Here is an 18,755-nt window from a genome sequence, read left to right on the forward strand (position 1 = left end):
CCCATCAGAAAACACCCCCTTGACCTACCGAGTCGGCGTGGGCGACCTTCAGCGCATGGAAATCCTCGACTGCATCTCCGCGGTTGCCCGGCCCCTCCACGATTTCGGTGACGAGTTCATGTCCGACGAGGCCACGGCCGCCGTCGGTCTGAGTGCCGGGTTCGCCCCGGGGCGCGGCTTCTACTGCCGCGGACGGTTCGGGGTGCTCGGCGAGGCACCGGTCTCGGTCATCCAAGCGGTACAGGGCTTCCTCGGCCCCCACCTCGTTACCGCGGGCTGGCTGGCGGGACGGCCCGTGATGCCGGCGGACGAGGCCGCCGCCTGCTATGCGCAGGCCGTCCGGACGTGGGGGCGCGCCCGTATCCCCGGCGACGCCGACGTGGAGCACTTCAATCACCTGGCACAGCAGCTGATCGCCGGTGCCGGCGCCGACGCCCTTCCCCTGTTCGCCGGCTGGCGCGCGCAACCCTGCCCCGGCAACGACCCGGTGGGCGCGGCCATGCAGCGCATACACGTACTACGGGAACATCGTGGCGCCTGCCATCTGGCCGCGGTGCGCCTGTCCGGGCTGAGCGGCCAAGAGGCCATGGTCATCAACCTCGGTGTCGAACAGGCAACCCACTACGGCTGGCAAGAGCCGCCCCCCGTTGCCGCGGCACAGGTCCCCCGACTGCAACGTGCCGAGCAACTCACCGACGAGATGCAGGCGCCGCTCTACGCCACACTGACCGACCGGCAGCGTACCGAGTTCGCCCAGCTCGTCAACGCGTTGACCGCCTCCTGATCCCGTGACCGCTTCACGGGTCGCCGATTGCCGGCCGCTCGAAAGACCGCTCCGTTACAGTGCGTCAGTAGCCGGTGCCGCGCTTGACCTGGGTCCGCTCAATGCTGTGGGTCGCGCCCTTGTCGTCCAGGGTGCGACATGCGTCGGCGATGTCCTGGGTCAGGCGGTCGACCTGTTCGCGGCTCAGGGTCTCCTTGACCAGGGCGCGCAGGATCTTCACCCGTTCCGCGTTGGGCGGGAGGGTGTAGGCCGGCACCATCCAGCCCCGCTCGGCCGAGAGCTGCCAGGCGATGTCGGACTCGTCGTAGGCGTGCTTGCCGGCGAGACGGAAAGCGACCAGCGGCAGCTGCTCGAGGTCGCTCCCGATCACTTCGAAGCGGCCGCTGCCGCGCAGGTTGTCCGCCAGTGCGCGGGCGTTCTCCTGCATCGCCTTCATGACGTAGGTGTAGCCCTGGCGGCCGAGCCGCACGAAGTTGTAGTACTGCGCGAGGACCATCGACGCACCGGTGGAGAAGTTCAGCGTGAACGTCGCGTCGGTCTTGCCCAGGTAGTTCTCGTAGAAGACGAGGTCCTTGGCGAGGTCGGCCTCCTCGCGGAAGACCAGCCATCCGATGCCGGGGTAGACCAGTCCGTATTTGTGTCCCGAGACGTTGATCGAACGGACCTGCTCGAGCCGGAAGTCCCATTTCGAGTCCGGGTAGAGGAAGGGCCACACGAATGCGCCACTGGCACCGTCGACATGGATCGGAATGTCGAGGTCCCGCTTTTTGCGAACGTCCCGCAGGAGCTTGTCGATCCCGACGACATCGTCCTTGTGGCCGGTGAACGTGGTGCCGAGGACGGCGACGACGCCGATCGTGTTCTCGTCGAGGTGGGGCTCCACGTCCTCCGGGCCGATCGTGTACTTGTCCTCGGCGAGCGGTACGATCCGCGGTTCGACGTCGAAGTAGCGGCAGAACTTCTCCCACACGACGTGGACGTCACCCCCGAAAACCAGGTTGGGCCGGTCGGTCGACAGGCCGGCTGCCTGGCGGCGCTCGCGCCATTTCCACTTCAACGACAGCGCGCCGAGCATGATCGCCTCGGATGAGCCCTGGGTCCGGCATCCGGTCGTCCTGCCCGGTGCGTGGAAGAGGTCGGCGAGCATGCGCACGCAGCGCTGCTCGATCTCGGCGGAAATGGGGTACTCCGCATGGTCGATGAAATTGCGGTGAAGGTTCTCGGCGATCAGCCGTTGCGCCTCCGGCTCCATCCACGTGGTGACGAACGTGGCGAGGTTGCGCTGCGGGTCGCCCTCCATGGCGAGATCCACATCCACGAGCCTCATCGCGTCCGTCGCGGCCATGCCTTCCTCGGGGAAGGTCTCCGAAGGAGCGGGCACCGTCAGGAACCGGTTACCGAACAGAGCTGAGTCGTCGCGCTTGGTCATACCCCGATTCAACAGCGCCGGAGCCGGCCGCGGTCGAGGGACACACCGCGTGGCCGCCGGTCGGCGGCACCGCCACAGACGGGCCGGGCGCGTGCGGGTCCCGGATGGGTTGCGAGGGTGCGGGCCGCCGGCGCCCGGTCGGGAGAACCCTCCGCCCAGGCTCAACCCTCGTAGCGGGTGGCCAGGGTCCGTACGGTGGCGGTGACGCGGTCGCGCAGTCCGGCCGGTGCCACGGCCTCAGCCTCGCGCTTCACGAACAGGTCTGGCAGCTGCGGTTTCGAACAGTTCGCGCCGGTTCTCCGGCCCCTCCTTCAGGCTGCTGCCGACGACCTGCTCAACGTGTCACGGCAGGTCATGAAGCGTACATAGCGCGACGCATCGCCCACTGACTCGCAGCAACGCATGTCACATACACCGACCCTGGCCGAATGTGCCCCTGGCTCATGCGGGACGAAGGCGGAAGCATCCTCGCTGCCGGTAGAACGTCCACGAGACAGGAGCGACCCATGTTTGCCCGTACGTCACGTATCGCCATTGCCGCAGCTACCACCATCCTGGCCTTGGGCACGGCCGCCGCCACCGCGAACGCAGCGCCCGCTCCGAGGAACTGCGTGCTCAACGTCGATTCAGGCAGCATGCAGTGCTACGGCACGTTCCGTGAGGCCGTCACCGCCTCCACCAACGGACGGATCGCCGACGCGCCGCTGTCGGCGAGGCACATCGACCAGGAGCTGGCTGACCGTCTCAAGGGCTCCTCGGGCACCACTGGGGCGGAGGCCGTGCAGCTCGGCGTCATTTACACGGACTCGAATTACGGCGGCTCCGCCCTGGTCTTAACCGGCGGCAGCGGCTGTCAGAGCGGCAACGGCCGGGACGCCCAGATCAACCTCGAAGGCACCTGGAACAACTCCGTCAGCTCGCTGACCGCGCTGTCTTGCTGGCTGGAGTTGTGGGATGCACCCAACACCTCCGGTGTCCACCAGGAGTACCAGCAGTCGGCCTCGTACGTCGGGGACGCGATGAACGACCGGGCGAGTTCGATCGCCCTGCTGTAGGACACCCGGTGGAGTCGGTGTCCGCGTTCGGCACGCCGCAGGCGGAGAGGGCCAGGGCGCCGAGCACGGCCGCCATCAGGGGCCGCGGGAGGGAGACCGTTCGCATGACCGCAGCCTGCCGGTGGACCGCTGTCCCGCACGGGAGTACGCGTACTCACTTCCGGGCTCCGGACCGCCGATGAGTACCCCGTTCCCGTCCCGGCCACTGACCACCGAGTGGTGTCTGCACCGGTGACGGGCTCGGACTGGTCGGTTGGCGGCAGGACACCGCGTTCTTGATATGCATGTGCGTCGAAACCCCCGGCCACTGAGCCGAAGCACGACAGTTGTGGGCAGGGCTGCGTCTTCGGGGCGGTGCCCGGGTCGGCTGCCGACCCGGGCACCCGGTTCACGCCTCTACTCCATGAACTGGAAGGTCCACGCCTGGCGTCGGTTGCTGACGTCGAGTGGCCTCAGGGCGATACGGGGAGGGAAGATCCTCAGCAGGCTGAGGTCCAGGGCCAGCTCCTCGCCGTCGACGGGGCCTCCGGGGACGACGACGTGGAAGGTGTGCGGCTGGTCGCTCTGGTAGAGCGCCCACTCGCGGGGCTCGGGGTATCCGACGACCGGCTTGTTCATCTCCGGGTCGCCGTCGTAGGAGACATAGGTTTCGCTGCGGAGATTGCGGATCGTGTAGTTGCCGTTGCTGACTCTCTCCAGCTGCCATTCCTGCTCGCCGGGGTTGCCGGTGGGCGGCAGCAGGACAACGGGTGTCTTGGGTTCCGATGCCCCGTCCAGCAGCGTGAGCAGCTGCTCGGGGGGACGGGAGATCATGTAGAGGCCGTTCGGTACGGGTGCCATGGCCGGCTCCCCTTCTGACGTGCGGCGCCCACGCGGGTCGCCGCTGATCTTTTGGGCCAGGCGAATCCCTTCCCTGCCAACGTGCGGCAGAGGGCCGGAAAGGCCCTGCGTCACCCTTCAGGAGTACAGCGGATGCGTCGTCCCGGTGTTCGACCGTCTCGGCGAAGGTGTCCTCCGGCGCCTTCCGCGGTGTGTCCGGCGGCAGTTGCTCCGCGGATCCCGTGGCCGGTGACGAGTAGCGTGCCGGTCCGGTGACAGCCACGGCGCCTCACCAGCGCGAAACCGCGGGTCGACAGCTGCCGCTGGTGACACCTGCAGTGCGTCGGCACAACCGGGAAAAGGGAAGCCGGGACGGTGCCGACCGGCCCCGGCGGTCTGGCGGACCGGATCCGTTCCGACCCGGAGACCGCCGGCTTTGGCACGTCCCCGCCGGCAGACGGGGCCCTGGGCGGGCTCGTCGTCGGCGTCGACCAGGGCGACGCCGTCGTCGGATGGCTCTCCCACGCCCGCCTCGACCGCGGCGCTCGCCATGGTCAGCGCCGACCGGCTGGAGGCAGAAGCCGTCACCCGCTTCGAGGCGGTCCGCGACGCCATGAACACCGCGCTCGCCGCCGTCCTGAACTGCTGTGACTGAGCGCTTCACTTGGCGGCTGAGCATTTCGATCGGCGAGGATGTCGCAACTCTTCGAGGCAGACGGCATCGAGGCGAGCGCACGATGAGCCACACGTGTAGCCGCTACGCGGGTCATCCGGTGGACTGTCCCGTCGGCGGGCGTCGGCGGACGGGCATGGTCGGCCGGACTCAACTGGTATGAGCGGGGGCCGAGTCGGGGAGGGCGCCGGCCGGCCAAGCGGCGTCGGGGAAGAGGGCTTCGCCGGAGTCGGTGTCGGTGTCGGTGTCGGGCATGAGGGTGGTGAGCATGTGCTGGGCGGTCTTGGCGTTGTCGATGGCGCGGGGCAGCATGACGCTTTCGTAGGCGTCGAGGGCCTCGTCGATGGTGGGATGGCCGATGACGGCTTGGGCGAGTTCGGCGCCGTCGAGCAGGGCGAGGTTGGCGCCGACGCCGACGGGCGGCATCAGGTGGGCCGCGTCGCCGAGCAGGGTGATGCCGGGGACGCGCTGCCAGGTGTGGGGAACGGGTAGGACGAACATGGGCCGGTTGATGAAGCCGCCCTCGTTGCCGCGCAGGATGTCCAGCAGGCTCTCGTCCCAGCCCTGGTACTGGGCGAGGAGGCGGGCGCGTACGGCTTCGGTGTCGGCGAGGTCGAGGCCGGCATGCCAGTCCTGGGGGCCGCGGAAGGTGATGTAGGCGCGGACGTGTCCGTTGCTGTTGCGCTGGAGCACCAGGCTGCGGCGGCCCGCCTTGGCCGACATGGTGCCGCGGCCGACCAGGTGGGCGATGCCGGGGTGACGGTGGTCGACGTCGTCGAAGTGGGCTTCCACCATGGTGACACCGGCGTAGGAGGGTTGGGCGTCGGAGAGCGCGGGGCGTACCCGGGACCAGGCGCCGTCGGCGCCGATGACCAGGTCGAAGTCCTCGGCGGTGCGGTCGTGGTGGTGCAGGCGGGCGGTGCCGTGGGGCAGCGGGGTGACGGCCCTTACGGAGTGGCCCCAGCGGACCGTGCGGGGGGCGAGGGCGTCCAGCAGGAGCGCGCGCAGCTGGCCGCGGTCGATTTCGGGGCTGCTCAGATCGTCCTCGCCGGCCTGGTCGTGGCGTATCAGGGTCGCGTGGCGATCGTGCAGGCGCCACTCCTGGCTCTCGGGCCGGGACAGGGCGAGGAACTGGCCGAACAGTCCGGCCGCGCGAAGGGCGACCTGGCCGGTGTCTTCGTGGATGTCGAGAGTGCCGCCCTGCGAGCGGGAGTTGGGGTCGGGCTCATGCTCGAAGACCGTGACCGGCACGCCGTGCTGCTGCAGGACGCGCGCGCAGACCAGGCCGCCGGGGCCGGCACCGACGATCGCGATGCGAGGGATGGTGGACATAAGGGGTGACGCTCCGTTCTGCGGGTCAAGAGAGTGCAGGTGTCTTGCGGTGCCTTCCTGGAATGGGGCGAGGCGGCCGGTGTGCAGCGCAGGTTCTCCTTCAGCGCCTCCGGCAGGCCGACTTCGGGCATGGCGGCAATCGTTCCGGTGCGGGAACGCGCCCCGGGTCCGGCATCCGAGTGCCGGTCAGGCTCGCCGCCAACAAAAACATAGTCGCTCCAAAAGTGCAACCGCTCCGATTTTCTATCCGAGTGCCTTTACGATCGAATCCCCTCAAGCGGGTAAGGTGAGGGCATGGCCGAGACGACGACAGGGCGCCGCGAGCGCAAGAAGGCCCAGACCAGGCAGGCACTGGCGGATGCAGCACTGCGGCTGTTCACCGAACACGGCTTCGACAACGTCGGTGTACGCGAGGTGGCGGAGGCGGCCGACGTCTCACTGAGCACACTCTTCAAGCACTTCTCCGGCAAGGAAGCCCTCGTCTTCGACCTGGACGCGGACGTCGAGAGCGCCCTGGTCGCGGCCGTCCGCGACCGAGCCCCCGGGCAGTCCGTGCTGCACGCCCTGCGCGACTACCTCGTGTCCACCCGGACCGCTGTGCGGACCGACGACCCCACTTTCGTCCTCGTCGAATCCACCCCCGCGCTCCGCGATTACGCCCGGCGCATGTGGTCGCGCCACGAGGAGGCACTGGCCGCCACCCTCGCCGATGCCACCGGGCTTGCCCCGGACGCCCCCGCCGTCACCGGCCTGGCACGCTTCGCCATGGAAGCCCCCGGCATCGCCCGCGCAAGCAAAGACCCGGCCCGGACCATGCGCGACCTGTTCGCCCTGCTGGAACACGGCTGGGCCACCACCGTTCTGGCACGACAGGAAGACCGTCCCGGCCAGGACGGGTGACCGCGACCCGATGCCGCAACACGGCGCCACTGGCAGCCCCTCGGCGACGTGTTCGCTCCGCTGTCGCCGGGGGGACGGGCGCCGCCGTTCGTGGCGGTGGCAGTGCCAGGTGCCAGGTGTCAGGTGTCAGGTGTCAGGACCAGTTTCCGGGGCCGAGCTTCGACCGGTGCGGGTGGCGGTCAGGGGCGCGGCCGGCCCGCGCCGATATGGCGTGCGCGGGTGAGCCCCGGTGCCCAGAGCGCTCTGGGGGCAGCAGCGCCACCGGGCCGCCCCAACACCCGCCGGGGGCGGCGTTCTCACCGTCGATCTGCTGCGCAGTGCCCCGTACAACGACGCGGCCCGGGCTCCTGACCCGGGGCTGTTCACGTCGCGGGGCGGTGGTCCGCCGGCTGCGGCAGAGGCCGTGCGGTTCGGGTGCACCTGTGCCTCACGTCCGCTCCCTTCCCGCCCCGGCATCACTGCGGTGAGGGCCGGGCGGCCCACGCGCGGCCGCTGCCCGGCAACGCGCAGCGCCAGGCGGCCGAGGGTCTTCACCTCGTCACCACCTGGCGCTGCGCGTCACGGCGAACGGCCGGTGCGGCAACCGCTCCCGCCGGCGATCAGATCAATGCGGCGCGCCGGCCGGCTCCTTTTCCTTGTGCTTGCTCGGGGTCGGGTGGAAGTTGCTGTTCGTCACGCAGCCGAGGTTCCGGTAGATCCTGTCGTTCGTCTGCGGGTCGTGGCCGACGAAGTGGTACTGGCAGGCCCCCTCGATGAACCTGCCTTCGATGCCGCCGGGGAAGTCGATCTCCTTGTTCCACAGGTAGGGCGACTGGATGCCGGTCTGCCGCGCGGTGGCATTGACGTCGATCCCGCCGGGAGCCTGGATCGCGTAGACCCAGCCGTCGTTCCCGCCCCCCGTGGCGAACTCCTGCGCCACCCACCGCTCACAACTGGTGCTCACGTGCGCGGCGTTCTGCTGCCCGGAGCCCCCGATGATCCACTGCGCCAGCGGGGTGAGGTCCGTGCCCCGCGGGGCGAAGCCGCTGGCGAAGATCGTTTGAGGGTCCCGCGTGTCACCCCGCCACAGCGTGTTCCCGTCGTGCCGCCAGTACCAGGCCTCCCGCACCGCGGCGAGGTCCACCTCCGGCCGGATCTCGGGGTCCGTGGTGGTCTGCGTCCACTCCGACGCGCGGTAGGCGCCGGTCGGGCCGCAGGGGCCGGTGTCGCGGATCTGCTGCGGGGTACCTGGGTACGGGTCCGCCGCGGCGCCGGCGGGTGAGCCGAACCCCAACGAGACGGTGGCCAGGACGGTGGCGGAAGCGATCCGGAATGCGGTCTTCAACACGGTCGGCACAACCTCTTCACTCGGTGCACAGGACTCGGTGTTATTAGCCGAATTTCGGACGCAACCGACCTTTGTCCGCAACCATCACCCGCTGGCATCGCAAGACCCACCCACCCGGAGCAGGGTGCCGGCCCGGCGCACCCTCCCGTTCACCACGCCAGGCGCGGCGACACGGCCCGCCCGCACTCTGCCCCTGCCGACCCGCCGGACTCTCCCCGGGAACCGAGCAGGAGAAGCAAGATCAAATTCGCCGCTGGGTGCTGTCGGCCCAGATGTTCCTCAACGCGAACCTCGCCTTCGAGCGGGCCGGCTGAGACTCCCGGGGCAGGACACGGCGGTTGCGGTCACGGGCCCGGCGACCGCAACCGCCGTGTCCGTTCGAGCGGCTGCTGCCGCCCTCTGCCGCCCTCTGCCGCCCTCTGGCGCCCTGTGCCGCCACGCCTCGGAGCGGACCGCGGCCAAGCAGCGCCGGCAGCTTGCCGTCGACCAGGACGCGCGGGACCGGCTGTTCGACATCGCGGCCGGGTGCGGCGGGAACACCGTCACCTGCACCCCCGGTCCCATGGGAGCGGACCGGCTGCCGTCTCGTTGTCCGGGGCTGGACGACGAGACGGGTGTGGTCGTCAGCTCTGGTCTGCAGGACTACGGCAGGCCGCCGACGGGGACGGTCAGCGCGGTCGCTTCGGCTTCGGTTTCGCGGGTCACGGGGATCTCGGGGGTGCGGAACCGGTCGAGGAGGGCAAGGGCGATCGCCGGGACGGCCAGGTAGGCGAGGAGGACGGTGAGGGCCTGTGTGGTGCCGTGGCCGTCGAAGTAGACCGTGTTGCGGAGCAGGATGTAGGCGTTGCGGGGCGGCAGGAACGGGCCGATGTCGCGCCAGAACCCGGGGAGGTAGGGGACGCCGTTGGCCCCTCCGGAGGAGGGGTTGCCGAAGAGCATGACGACGATGACGGTCACGAGTGTTCCGGCGGCGCCGAGGAGCTTTTGCAGGACGGCGGCGACGAGGGCGACGACGGCGACGATCAGCGAGAGGATCGGCCAGACGATCCAGAACTTCTCCAAGGGATAGCCCTGGAGCCAGGGGCCGACGATGAGGCTGACCGCGAGCCCGGCCAGGACGGAGAAGCCGAGGAGGGCGGTCAGGCGCCGGCGTCCGGTCGCGCTGCCGGTGACGGTTCTGAGCATGGTCGAGGCCATGTAGCCGCCGACCAGCAGCGGGACCAGCATCAGGGACACCACGAGGCCGAAGGGGTCCTTCTTCGCCAGTGGGTGCGGCGCGTACTGCTGGACGCTGAGCGGCCGCCCGAGCTTCTTCGCTGCGATCTCGAAGTTCGCCGCCAGGTCGAGGGGGGCGACGTCGCTGAGGGTGGGCACGACGAGCAGGGTGTCCGATGCCTGCCCCGGGATGAGGGCTCCGTAGATCTCGGCCCGGTCGATCGCGTCCTTCGCCGCCTGCTCGCTGGAATACCGGCTGACCTTCAGGGAGAGGTTCTTCTGGGCCGCGGTCAGGAGCGGAGGGGAGCCGACCGTGCCGAACGGCATGTCGGTCGCGACGGGTTCGTGGGCCGAGCTCATGTAGTTGACGGTGAACAGACACTGCATGACCGCGGCGATCGCCAGCGCGACGAGCACCCGCACCGCGGTCTTCGGGCCCGCGGCCCGCGCGCCCGGGGCATCGGCCACGCGGGGCGTGCCGGACGCGTCGGCGGGTGCCGCCTTGCCGACCCTTCTGACCGGCCGCCACCGTCCCAGGTAGCCGATCACGATGCCACCACCCAGCGCATACAGGCCCAGGACGATCAGCGGTGCGGTGATGTTGTTCCCGTTGAAGTAGATGACGTTGCGCACCAGGGTGATGGCGTGCTGGGGCGGGAAGACGGCGCCGATGTGCTGCCAGTAGACGGGCAGGAGGGTGATACCGACGCCGCCGGCCGCGGAGCCGCCCACGATGATGAACAGGACCGCGACCGCGAGCGTGCCCACAGGTCCCAGGAGACGCTGGAAGGCGGCGGCCGCCAGGCTGACCGAGGCGGCGATCAGGATGAAGCACGGCAGGAGCGGCCAGAAATGGCTGCTGGAGTAGGCGCCGATCCCCGGCCCGGCGATCAGGTCCGTCAGCAGGGCGCCCACCGTCGAGTAGCCGACGAGCATCGCCACGTGCCAGGGGGCCGCCGCCGTCCTGGTCGCCTTGAGCAGCAGGACGGCCGCCAGGTAGCCGCCGATGAGCAGCGGGATCAGCAGCAGCCCGGAGACGCCGCCGAGGCGGTCGTACTCCGGCAGCGGCTTGACGGTCTTCACCGTCAGGGGCCTGTCGAGCTTCCTGGACGCGTCCTCGAACGCGGCTTCCAGCTCCACCCGGCCGAAGAAGCTCTTGGCGGGGACCACGACCAGGGTGTCGCTCGCCTGGCCGGGCAGGTAGGCGCCGTACAGCTTGCTCTGGCCGATCGCCGCCATCACCGCGGACTCGTCCGCATAGCTGCGGGTATCCAGTGACACCTTCGAGGCCACCGCGTTCACCACCGGGGACGCCCCGGTCACCCCGAACGGGGTGTTGCGCAGGACGAGCAGCTGCAGCGCACTGACCAGGCAGAGCGCGAAAAAGCTCTGCAGAACCAGAACGATCCCCAGGGCGACCACGGCCTTCTTCAGCATGCGCCCACCCGTCGGCCCGCGGTGCCCCGACCGGCACACACCCCGCCCCGGCCGGCCGCATCAGCTGCGGCCACTCGGACCGGCCCCCCGCTCACAGCCAAGGAACTGCACATTGCACCCATATGCGCACGCTATGTCCTTCGCGTGTGCCAGTCGTGGAGGCGCTGGCTCGCCCGTGTCGAAGACGCGGCGCGGCTCCCAGACAATGCGGCGGCGTGCCGTTCCCGCGTGGCCCGGACCCAGCCGCACCGGACAGCCCGCGTGAACGGCGCCTCACTGGCCACGGCCGCCGGGCCGGCCTGGCTGCTGCAGCCCTGGGCGCTGGGCAGCATGATCACCCTCGGGCCCGGCATCGCCGCGGGCCGGCACTCCGTCATCGCCGCGAGCGTCTGCACGGGCAGCAGCAGCGTGCCCGCCGCCGGCGTCTTGCGGTCTTCCTCACCCGAGGCAGTCATCGAAGCCCGCCGCACCTGACCGCACCCGGACGCGGGCCCGGCGGGGCTGCTGGTGCGGCCCTCGGAGGAAGCCCAGCGGCACGCTGCCCGCGAGGCCGGACCGGGCCCGGGGCCTGACCGGAGTGGCCAGGGAGGGGCGTAGCGGCTCTCGGCTCGGTGGCTCGCGCGATGTGCGAGCACGTGGGAGCCCCCTGCCGGGCCTCGGGCAGAAGGCTCCCGTCGTGGGTGGGCGTGTACGGGGCCCGTCAGCCGATGGGCACGACGTGCTCGGCCTGTGGTCCCTTGGGGCCCTGGGTGACGTCGTACTCGGCCTTGGCGCCTTCGGCGAGTTCCTTGAAGCCGGTGGTCTGGATGGCGGAGAAGTGGACGAACACGTCGGGTCCGCCGTCGTCCTGCTGGATGAACCCGAACCCCTTCTCCGAGTTGAACCACTTCACAATGCCTGTCGCCATCGGTGTCCCTTGTCGACGTGCCGCACGGACCGCGGTGCGCGGCCGGTCCTGATCGTGCCCACCCGTCCCGCACATCACACGCCCTGTCCCGGGCGGCCATACGGCCGTGGCCCCATTGGCCGCTCCGACAGAGCCAGATGGCAGCACGGGCGACCGCGCCCGGCACGAGCGAAGCGGCCGCCGAATGTACGCGATGGGCTACCACCGCCGCCCCGCGATCTCCTTGCGCCGGGCGGGCCATCGCTCGCACGGCGGCCGCAGGTGACTACCACCGTGCCTCGCCGGACTGAAGCCGCAGTTCAGCGGATGCCGATGGTGACAACCAGCGTGCTTCGGCTCAAGGCGGAACGGCGCGGGGAGGGTTCCGCGATGCCCCGCCTGGTATGCCGATAGCCTTGGTGCCGGTTGGCCAGTGAGGTTTCAGCGACCGGGAAGAGATCATCGTGACAACCGTCCTCATCGCCGGGGGAGCCGGCTACATCGGCAGTACTGTCGCCTCGGCCTGCCTGGATGCGGGCATGACCCCCGTGGTCCTCGACAACTTGGTCCGGGGCCGCAGAGAGTTCACCGAGGGCCGCACCTTCTACGAGGGCGACATCGCGGACGGCGCGCTGATCGACCGGATCTTCTCGGAACAGCCGGATATCTCCGCCGTGGTGCACTGCGCGGCACTCATTGTGGTGCCCGAGTCCGTCGCGGACCCGACCGGCTACTACGAGGCGAACGTCAGCAAGAGCTTGTCCTTCGTCAGCCACCTGCACCGCAACGGCTGCGACCGCATCATCTTCAGCTCCTCGGCCTCCATCTACCAGGCCGAGGACGGCTCGCCCGTCAACGAGGACTCGCCGCTGGCGCCGCAGAGCCCCTACGCGCGGACCAAGGCGGTGTGTGAGGGCATGTTCGCCGACATCGCCGTGGCCGGGCCGCGGGTGCTGTCGCTGCGGTACTTCAACCCGGTCGGGGCCGACCCGGAGCTGCGTACGGGCCTGCAGCTGAAGCGTCCCAGCCACGCCCTGGGCGTGCTCATCCAGGCGCACCAGGAAGGTCGCCCGTTCCCGGTCACCGGTACGAACTACCCGACGCGCGACGGCACGGGCATCCGGGACTACGTGCACGTCTGGGACCTCGCCGCCGCCCACGTGGCGGCGATCGAGCGCTTCGACTCCATCCTCACGGAGTCGAAGCGCTCGATCGCGATCAACCTGGGCACCGGCTCCGGTACCACCGTCCGGGAGCTGTGCGCGGCGTTCAACAACGTCGTCAGCACCCCTCTGGCCACCGTCGACACCGAGCCCCGCCCCGGTGACGTCGCCGGCGGCTACACCAGGAGCGACCGGGCGGCCGAGCTGCTGGGGTGGATGCCGAAGCTGTCCGTGGAAGAGGGCATCCGGTCCGCCCTGGCCTGGATTCCGGTGCGCGACAAGCTGCTGGAGGACTGATCCGTCCTTCCCGCCTGGGCTGTCGTCGGAACGCCCTCGGTCATCCTCACCGTCTCTCTGTCGATCACGTCCCGGGGAGGATAACGGCGGCACTCGGCTGACAGCCGGAGGATTTCTGTAAGACGGGCCTATGGAGCAGTGGTTCGCCGACCTGCGCGCCGGCCGGTGGACCGTTGCGGTGATGAGCTGCGGCCAGGGTGTTTCCGAAGAGGTCGTGGCCCGCGCTCCGGAGCAGCTGAAGGTGTACGCGGCCGCGCATTCCCGACCGCTGCCGATGGCCAAGGGCCTCCTGCCGGAGCACTGCCCTGGGGGCGGAAGGCTCTCGGGTCCGGCCTTCGCGTCCCGTTGTATGTGTGGCACCCGAACGGGTCGACCACCGTGTCCATGCACCCGGCTGGGGGGTTGGAGGGGACGAGCGCCCGGCGTGGGCCTGCCTGCCTGCCCGGCCCACGGCCGGCGCCCGCTCAGAGCACCGTTTCGACGCACACCTGAAGGAGACCCCAGTGAAGAAGACCACGGCCGTCATCACCGCGACCGGAGCCGTCCTCCTCGGCGCGGCGGGCATGGCTTCCGCCGACGCCGGTGCCCACGGTGCGGCCATCGGCTCGCCGGGTGTCGCCTCAGGGAACGTCATCCAGGTCCCGGTCCACGTTCCCGTCAACGTCTGCGGCAACACCGTCAACGTCATCGCTCTGCTCAACCCGTCCTTCGGCAACACCTGCGTCAACGCCTGATCCAGCCCCAGCAGCGCACCGGGGAGCCTTGCCGTTTCCCCGTGTGACACGTGAGCGCGGCCCCGGCTTCCTCCCCGGTCGGCCGCGCTCACGCGCGTTCACCCTGCCGGCCTCGCGCTGAGCGGCGCGGGCCGGACCGCCCACCACCACGGCGCTACGGCGGCCCATCGGCCGGGCTGCGCGGCCGACCGCGTGGACGCTGCTGCCCGGCTCTGTGGCGGTCCTCACGGTCACCCGCGTCCGCATGGCCCTCGGCCCGGGCCGGCCGTCCGGATCGACCCATCCGCATCGCACGCGAAAGACACCGCCCACCGGCGCCAGGCCCCGTGCCCGTCTTGTACCGGGCCCCGAGGGCCGCAACGCCCCTGAACCGAACGCCGTCCGCGATCTCGCCGACCACCCCGCCCAGGCCGGCCCCGACATCCCCGGACCGGCGTACGATTCACCGTCCCCTGGGGCAGCCGCGAATCCCTCGACCCGATGCTGGTTCTTCGAGCTGGTCGCGGAAGTCAACGCGGACACCGCTCCGTCCAGTGTGATCAAGGAGCAGTCGGCCAATGAGGTGACCGGCGAGCGGCTTGTGTCCCCTCGTCCCCTCGTCCCCTCGTCAGGCATCCAGGACGACGGCAGGGTTCACGGCGCCGGCGACCCCTTCGGCTCCTGGTCGCGTGGCGGACTCTGACAGGTCACGTCCCTCGCGGGGAGCCGGCCCGTGGTGAGGTAGGTGTTGACGGGCCCGTTGGCGCAGGAGGTGGGGTCGGTGAGGTACACGCCGTGGCCCTGCCCGCCCTTCGCCAGCACCATCCGCGAGCCCTTCAGAGCGCGGTGCAGGCCCTGACCGCTGCTGAGCGGGGTCATCGGATCCCACTCGTTCTGCACGGTCAGCACCTTCGCCTGGTGCGTCATGGGCGTCGCGGCCTCCAACGGCCGCTGCCAGAAGGCGCAGGGCTTGATGTTCGACGCGAAGTCCCCGTACAGCGGGTACTTCACCTTGTCCTGGACCGCGTCCCGCGCGTACTGCTCGGGGTCGCGCGGCCAGTTATCCGTGTCCCCGCACACCACGGACCAGTAGACGGCGGTGGCGTTGTCACCGGGGGCGGCCGCCGGGTCGGGCCCGTTGCCCGGCGCTGGGGCGGCCGCCGTGTCGGTATCCGGCCTGGTGGCCTCCCGGCCGCCGGCGAGGAGCCTCTTCACGTCCGGCACCCCGGCGTCCGCCGGCAGGGGTGTCCGCTCGGCGGCGGCTTTGAGGGACCTCGTGATGATCGAGGCCTCAACCGGGGAGTAGAACACTCCCGGGTCCCGGATGTCGTCACCCGTGATCTTCTGCCCGAAGTAGTCGATCGGTTCCCGGTCGGCGCGCGCCACCAGCGCCCAGAACGTGTCGGACACCGCCCCGGGGGTCGCGCCGAGGCCGTATTCGGCCGAGCGCTCCGCCGCCCAGTGCGTCCACCGCTCGAAGGCCGGCCCGGAGCTGGTCGCCCACACCTGGTACATGCCGCGCCAGATGCTGTGCGGGTCCACTCCGCTGTCCAGCACGAAGCGGTCCGTCCGCTGCGGGAACATCTGGGAATACACCGCGCCGAGGTAGGTCCCGTACGAGTAGCCCAGGTACGAGATCCTGCGCTCGCCCAGCGCGGCGCGGATCACGTCCATGTCGCGGGCCGTGTTGCGGGTGGTGATGTACGGGAGCACGTCACCAGCCTTCTCACGGCACTTGTCCGCGACGTTGCGCGCCCACGCCACGTCCGAGGAGAAGCGCTCGGGCCGGTACGCCCCGCCGATGCCCGTCTCGGTCTGGTTCAGCCCGCAGGTGACCGGGCTGCTGGCCCCGACGCCGCGCGGGTCGAAGCCGATGAGGTCGTACCGGTCCCGTACCTCCTTGGGCATCTCCGTGCTCATCCGCATCGGCCGGTAGAGTCCGGTGGTGCCGGGTCCGCCCGGGTTGAGGAGCATGACGCCGTGCCGCTTGGCCGGGTTCTCGCTCTTCACCCGGGATATCGCGAGGTCGATCGTGGGGCCTTGGGGGCGCTTGTAGTCGAGCGGGACCTTGAGGGTCGCGCATTCGTAGGTCGCCGGTTTGTCTGCGCTGCAGCGGTGCCAGGCGGGTTTCTGGCTCATGTACTCGGGGGTGGGCTGGGCGGCGGATGCCGGGGGAACGGGCAGCTGGGACAGGGCGGTTGCGATGAGTCCGGCGGTGGCTAACAGCGGTGCGAGGCGTTTCATACGTGCGGTGTCCCCTCTTTCGGAGATGGTGTGCCTGTCCACCGTGTTGCATCGGTGGGCGGGGCGAATCCCCCGTAAGGGCCACTCCTTGTACAACTCACGTATCACGCGATATCCGGGGAGTCGGCCGACACGCGGCAGTGGGTGTGGGCCTGACGGCGCGTCGGCCGGACCGCGTCAGTCCGACGACGAAGACGGGGGACGGGATTCCTGAAGCGGTTACGGCCACGCTTCCGTGTTCGTAGGCGCAGGGACGACTTCGGCGGGGATGGTGGAACCGGCGGCAACGGCACCGTGAGCCCCGACCTCGGCAGCGACGTGGGTCCTGGGGATCGCGGGGGTGTGGCGGGCGGGGATGGGACACGCCCGCTCTTTACCGGCCCGTGCGCGGTCCGCCCTTGCGGCTCCTCCCCGCATGCCCCCGGCCAGCCCACTCGCCCTCCAGCAGCGCCGTGTTGCGGGGCCCGGTATCCAACCGCGCTGGTTGTTGGGGCCGTCGGGGTGTGGGCGGGTGGGTGGACGGGGCAGGGTCGCGGACGGGATCCGGCGGGTCTGTCGGCAGGAGCGTGGGGGAGGGTGGTGTGCTGGTGGAGTGGGACTGGTGGACGGTGGATTTCGGGGACGCGCACGCGGGCGCGGCGGGTGCCCTGGTCGGCGGGAGCGAGCCGCGGCCGGTGTACTTCGATGTCGGGAGCGGGTCGGACGTGCCGTCGACCACGCACTGGTCGGCCTACGACGGCCGGGCCCGCCGCCCCCGCGCCGACGCACTCCGGGCGGCGTGCGCATGTGGATGGCGCAGCGCGGCTCAGTACTTCCTGGACTGGGACACGATCGGCGACCGGCCCCTCTACGAAGCCGACGTCGACCTCACCGGACCGCTCGCGGACTGGACAGCGCACCTGTCCGTCGTCCGCGACGCGGCCGTACCGCTGCCCGAACGGCTGGCCGCGCTCCTGGCCGAGATCGCCGGGCAGCTGACCGCCACGGCCGCGGACGTACCGCTGGCCGCGCTGCGCGCCGCCGGTGTGCTGGAGCGGATCGCCGCCCGGGTGGGCCGGGAGACCGCGGGCGCGCTGCGCGACGACGGTATGCCGGCCGAAGTGGTGGCCACCGCGCTCGGCATCACCCGCTCCAGGGCCCTGGTCCTGCTCCTGACCGCCCAGGACGGGTAACGGCACGCACCACAGCTGCTGCGAGGAGCGAGAGCAGGACGAGCGCGAGGAGGACGAGCGCGAGGAGGACGGCGGGGTCCCGCGCGTCGTCGCAGGCTTCGCCCTCGGCTTCGACGCACGACAACGCGCGCCCGCGCTTGTCCTCGTCGGCGCCAACTTCCCGCCGGTCTTCTCCAGCGCGGCCAAGGTGTCGGCCAGGGCCTGCTCGGCCGTCTCCTCCGGGTGAGTGGCGACCAGCGGCACTGTGTCGTGCCTCTCCGACGAGCTGTCCTTGGCGGGGTCGTTCAGCGAAAACCGCCGGGGCGCCCTTGATGCCCTCGTCGTAGAAGGCCTTGCCTGCCTTGGTCGACCCACGGCACGTGATTGCCCCGCGATCAAAGGCTGCCGGGCGCCGAGCAGTATGTGTGAGACTCCGTCTGAATTGATCACTCGGGGGGAGCTCCACGTTGAACGCGCTGTTGCAGAGGGTGTGGATCGGGCTGGCCGCGACCCTGATCGTGAGTCTGGCCGCCGTTGCCCTGCCGGACCACATCCAGATAGACGACGACGGCCGCATCCACCTGGGCGCGCCCGCACCCACGCCGCCCCCCTCCACGACGGCGCCCACACCGGAGTCCACGTCACCGCCCCTCACACGGGACGCCGTGGACGAGGTGATCCGGACCGCGGTCAGCTCGGCGGGCCTCGACCCGGCGCAGGGCCGCCCGACCGGCGCGGCCGGCGCCAACTCGAACATGACGGGCTGGATGACCGTCCGCGAGAAAACCGCCGCACAGTCGGAGATGAACACGATCTGCGCCGACCTGGAGCGCCAGGGCTGGACGCTGAACCCGAACGGCGACCGCCCCGACGCCTCCCGCAGCTACAAGCGCGGGGGCTGGCACCTGCTGGTGAGCACGCGCGGGAAGACCCTGGCGCCGTCCACCACCTCCGCCTTGACCGACTCACAGACCTACCTGACCCTGACCGGGCTCCAGCTGAACCTTTCCGACATACCCCTCCCCGAGATCACCGTCCGCATCGGCTGACCCCTCACAGAGAAGCCCACACCGTCTTCGACGGCGGAGGCCACCATCGTGGCGAGGAGGATCAGTGCGAGCGGCCCCCAGATCGCCCAGATCGCCCAGATCACCCCCAGAGGCCAGTCGTTGTTCTACTGCGCCCACAGCGTCAGAATGGCGGTGACACCCAGGGCGGCGCCGTGCCGGCGCACCATGCCTGCCGCGCGTCGGTGCCGCCGGTCGTGGCGCCTCACGATGGCCCACAGCGAGCCGACGAGGGCGATCAGACCGAACGGGATGAGGGCGAG

15 protein-coding genes are annotated in these 18,755 nt (G+C 70.4%); 8 read left to right on the forward strand and 7 right to left on the reverse strand.

The features are described 5' to 3' along the window. Nucleotides 1-55: 55 nt before the first annotated feature. On the forward strand, nt 56-784 hold the full coding sequence (locus tag ACFY04_RS28580; RefSeq protein WP_389120963.1) for a hypothetical protein: 729 nt from the start codon (nt 56-58) through the stop codon (nt 782-784). Between the two features lie 64 nt (nt 785-848). On the opposite strand, the gene ACFY04_RS28585 is transcribed toward ACFY04_RS28580, so the two are convergent. Then, complete coding sequence (locus ACFY04_RS28585) at nt 849-2,213, reverse strand: glutamate decarboxylase (RefSeq protein ID WP_389120966.1); 1,365 nt, start codon at nt 2,211-2,213, stop codon at nt 849-851. Nucleotides 2,214-2,719: 506 nt separating this feature from the next. On the opposite strand from ACFY04_RS28585, the gene ACFY04_RS28590 reads away from it, so the two are divergent. Continuing rightward, the gene (locus ACFY04_RS28590; RefSeq protein WP_389120968.1) at nt 2,720-3,268 is read left to right on the forward strand and encodes a hypothetical protein; all 549 of its coding nucleotides are present in this window, start codon (nt 2,720-2,722) and stop codon (nt 3,266-3,268) included. A 396-nt stretch (nt 3,269-3,664) separates the two neighbouring features. Here the strand turns inward: ACFY04_RS28590 and ACFY04_RS28595 are convergent, their stop codons facing one another. Both ACFY04_RS28595 and ACFY04_RS28600 read right to left on the reverse strand, forming a co-directional pair. After that, nucleotides 3,665-4,108 (reverse strand): hypothetical protein, encoded by a 444-nt coding sequence (locus ACFY04_RS28595; RefSeq protein ID WP_389120970.1) that lies wholly within the window; start codon nt 4,106-4,108, stop codon nt 3,665-3,667. Between the two features lie 802 nt (nt 4,109-4,910). Continuing rightward, nucleotides 4,911-6,092: an FAD-dependent oxidoreductase gene (locus tag ACFY04_RS28600; protein WP_389120973.1), complete on the reverse strand. Its 1,182-nt coding sequence runs from the start codon at nt 6,090-6,092 to the stop codon at nt 4,911-4,913. Nucleotides 6,093-6,386: 294 nt separating this feature from the next. Between ACFY04_RS28600 and ACFY04_RS28605 the strand changes: the two genes are divergently transcribed. Next, on the forward strand, nt 6,387-6,992 hold the full coding sequence (locus ACFY04_RS28605) for a TetR/AcrR family transcriptional regulator (RefSeq protein WP_389120974.1): 606 nt from the start codon (nt 6,387-6,389) through the stop codon (nt 6,990-6,992). A gap of 604 nt (nt 6,993-7,596) precedes the next feature. Here the strand turns inward: ACFY04_RS28605 and ACFY04_RS28610 are convergent. Beyond that, complete coding sequence (locus ACFY04_RS28610; RefSeq protein WP_389120977.1) at nt 7,597-8,319, reverse strand: hypothetical protein; 723 nt, start codon at nt 8,317-8,319, stop codon at nt 7,597-7,599. Between the two features lie 642 nt (nt 8,320-8,961). Next, nucleotides 8,962-10,971: a hypothetical protein gene (locus tag ACFY04_RS28615; protein WP_389120980.1), complete on the reverse strand. Its 2,010-nt coding sequence runs from the start codon at nt 10,969-10,971 to the stop codon at nt 8,962-8,964. Between the two features lie 228 nt (nt 10,972-11,199). Between ACFY04_RS28615 and ACFY04_RS28620 the strand changes: the two genes are divergently transcribed. Next, nucleotides 11,200-11,445, forward strand: coding sequence for a hypothetical protein (locus tag ACFY04_RS28620; RefSeq protein WP_389120981.1), 246 nt, complete (start codon nt 11,200-11,202; stop codon nt 11,443-11,445). A gap of 226 nt (nt 11,446-11,671) precedes the next feature. On the opposite strand, the gene ACFY04_RS28625 is transcribed toward ACFY04_RS28620, so the two are convergent. Next, nucleotides 11,672-11,878 carry a cold-shock protein gene (locus ACFY04_RS28625; protein ID WP_389120982.1) on the reverse strand — a complete coding sequence of 69 codons (207 nt, stop codon included), beginning with the start codon at nt 11,876-11,878 and terminating at the stop codon, nt 11,672-11,674. Nucleotides 11,879-12,321: 443 nt separating this feature from the next. Here ACFY04_RS28625 and galE point away from each other — a divergent pair, with 443 nt between their 5' ends. Beyond that, nucleotides 12,322-13,317, forward strand: a complete 996-nt coding sequence (gene galE, locus ACFY04_RS28630; protein WP_389120984.1) for a UDP-glucose 4-epimerase GalE — start codon at nt 12,322-12,324, stop codon at nt 13,315-13,317. A gap of 563 nt (nt 13,318-13,880) precedes the next feature. Beyond that, on the forward strand, nt 13,881-14,051 hold the full coding sequence (locus tag ACFY04_RS28635; protein WP_389121147.1) for a chaplin: 171 nt from the start codon (nt 13,881-13,883) through the stop codon (nt 14,049-14,051). Between the two features lie 633 nt (nt 14,052-14,684). On the opposite strand, the gene ACFY04_RS28640 is transcribed toward ACFY04_RS28635, so the two are convergent. After that, nucleotides 14,685-16,274: an alpha/beta hydrolase gene (locus ACFY04_RS28640; RefSeq protein WP_389120987.1), complete on the reverse strand. Its 1,590-nt coding sequence runs from the start codon at nt 16,272-16,274 to the stop codon at nt 14,685-14,687. 581 nt (nt 16,275-16,855) lie between these two features. Between ACFY04_RS28640 and ACFY04_RS28645 the strand changes: the two genes are divergently transcribed. Together ACFY04_RS28645 and ACFY04_RS28650 are read left to right on the forward strand one after the other, a co-directional pair. Further along, nucleotides 16,856-17,446 (forward strand): hypothetical protein, encoded by a 591-nt coding sequence (locus tag ACFY04_RS28645; RefSeq protein ID WP_389120989.1) that lies wholly within the window; start codon nt 16,856-16,858, stop codon nt 17,444-17,446. Nucleotides 17,447-17,892: 446 nt separating this feature from the next. Continuing rightward, on the forward strand, nt 17,893-18,474 hold the full coding sequence (locus ACFY04_RS28650) for a hypothetical protein (protein WP_389120990.1): 582 nt from the start codon (nt 17,893-17,895) through the stop codon (nt 18,472-18,474). Nucleotides 18,475-18,755 lie beyond the last annotated feature (281 nt).

Origin of the sequence: Streptomyces sp. NPDC001549 (assembly GCF_042894025.1) — a bacterium.
In the GTDB taxonomy this organism is placed as follows: domain Bacteria; phylum Actinomycetota; class Actinomycetes; order Streptomycetales; family Streptomycetaceae; genus Streptomyces; species Streptomyces kutzneri.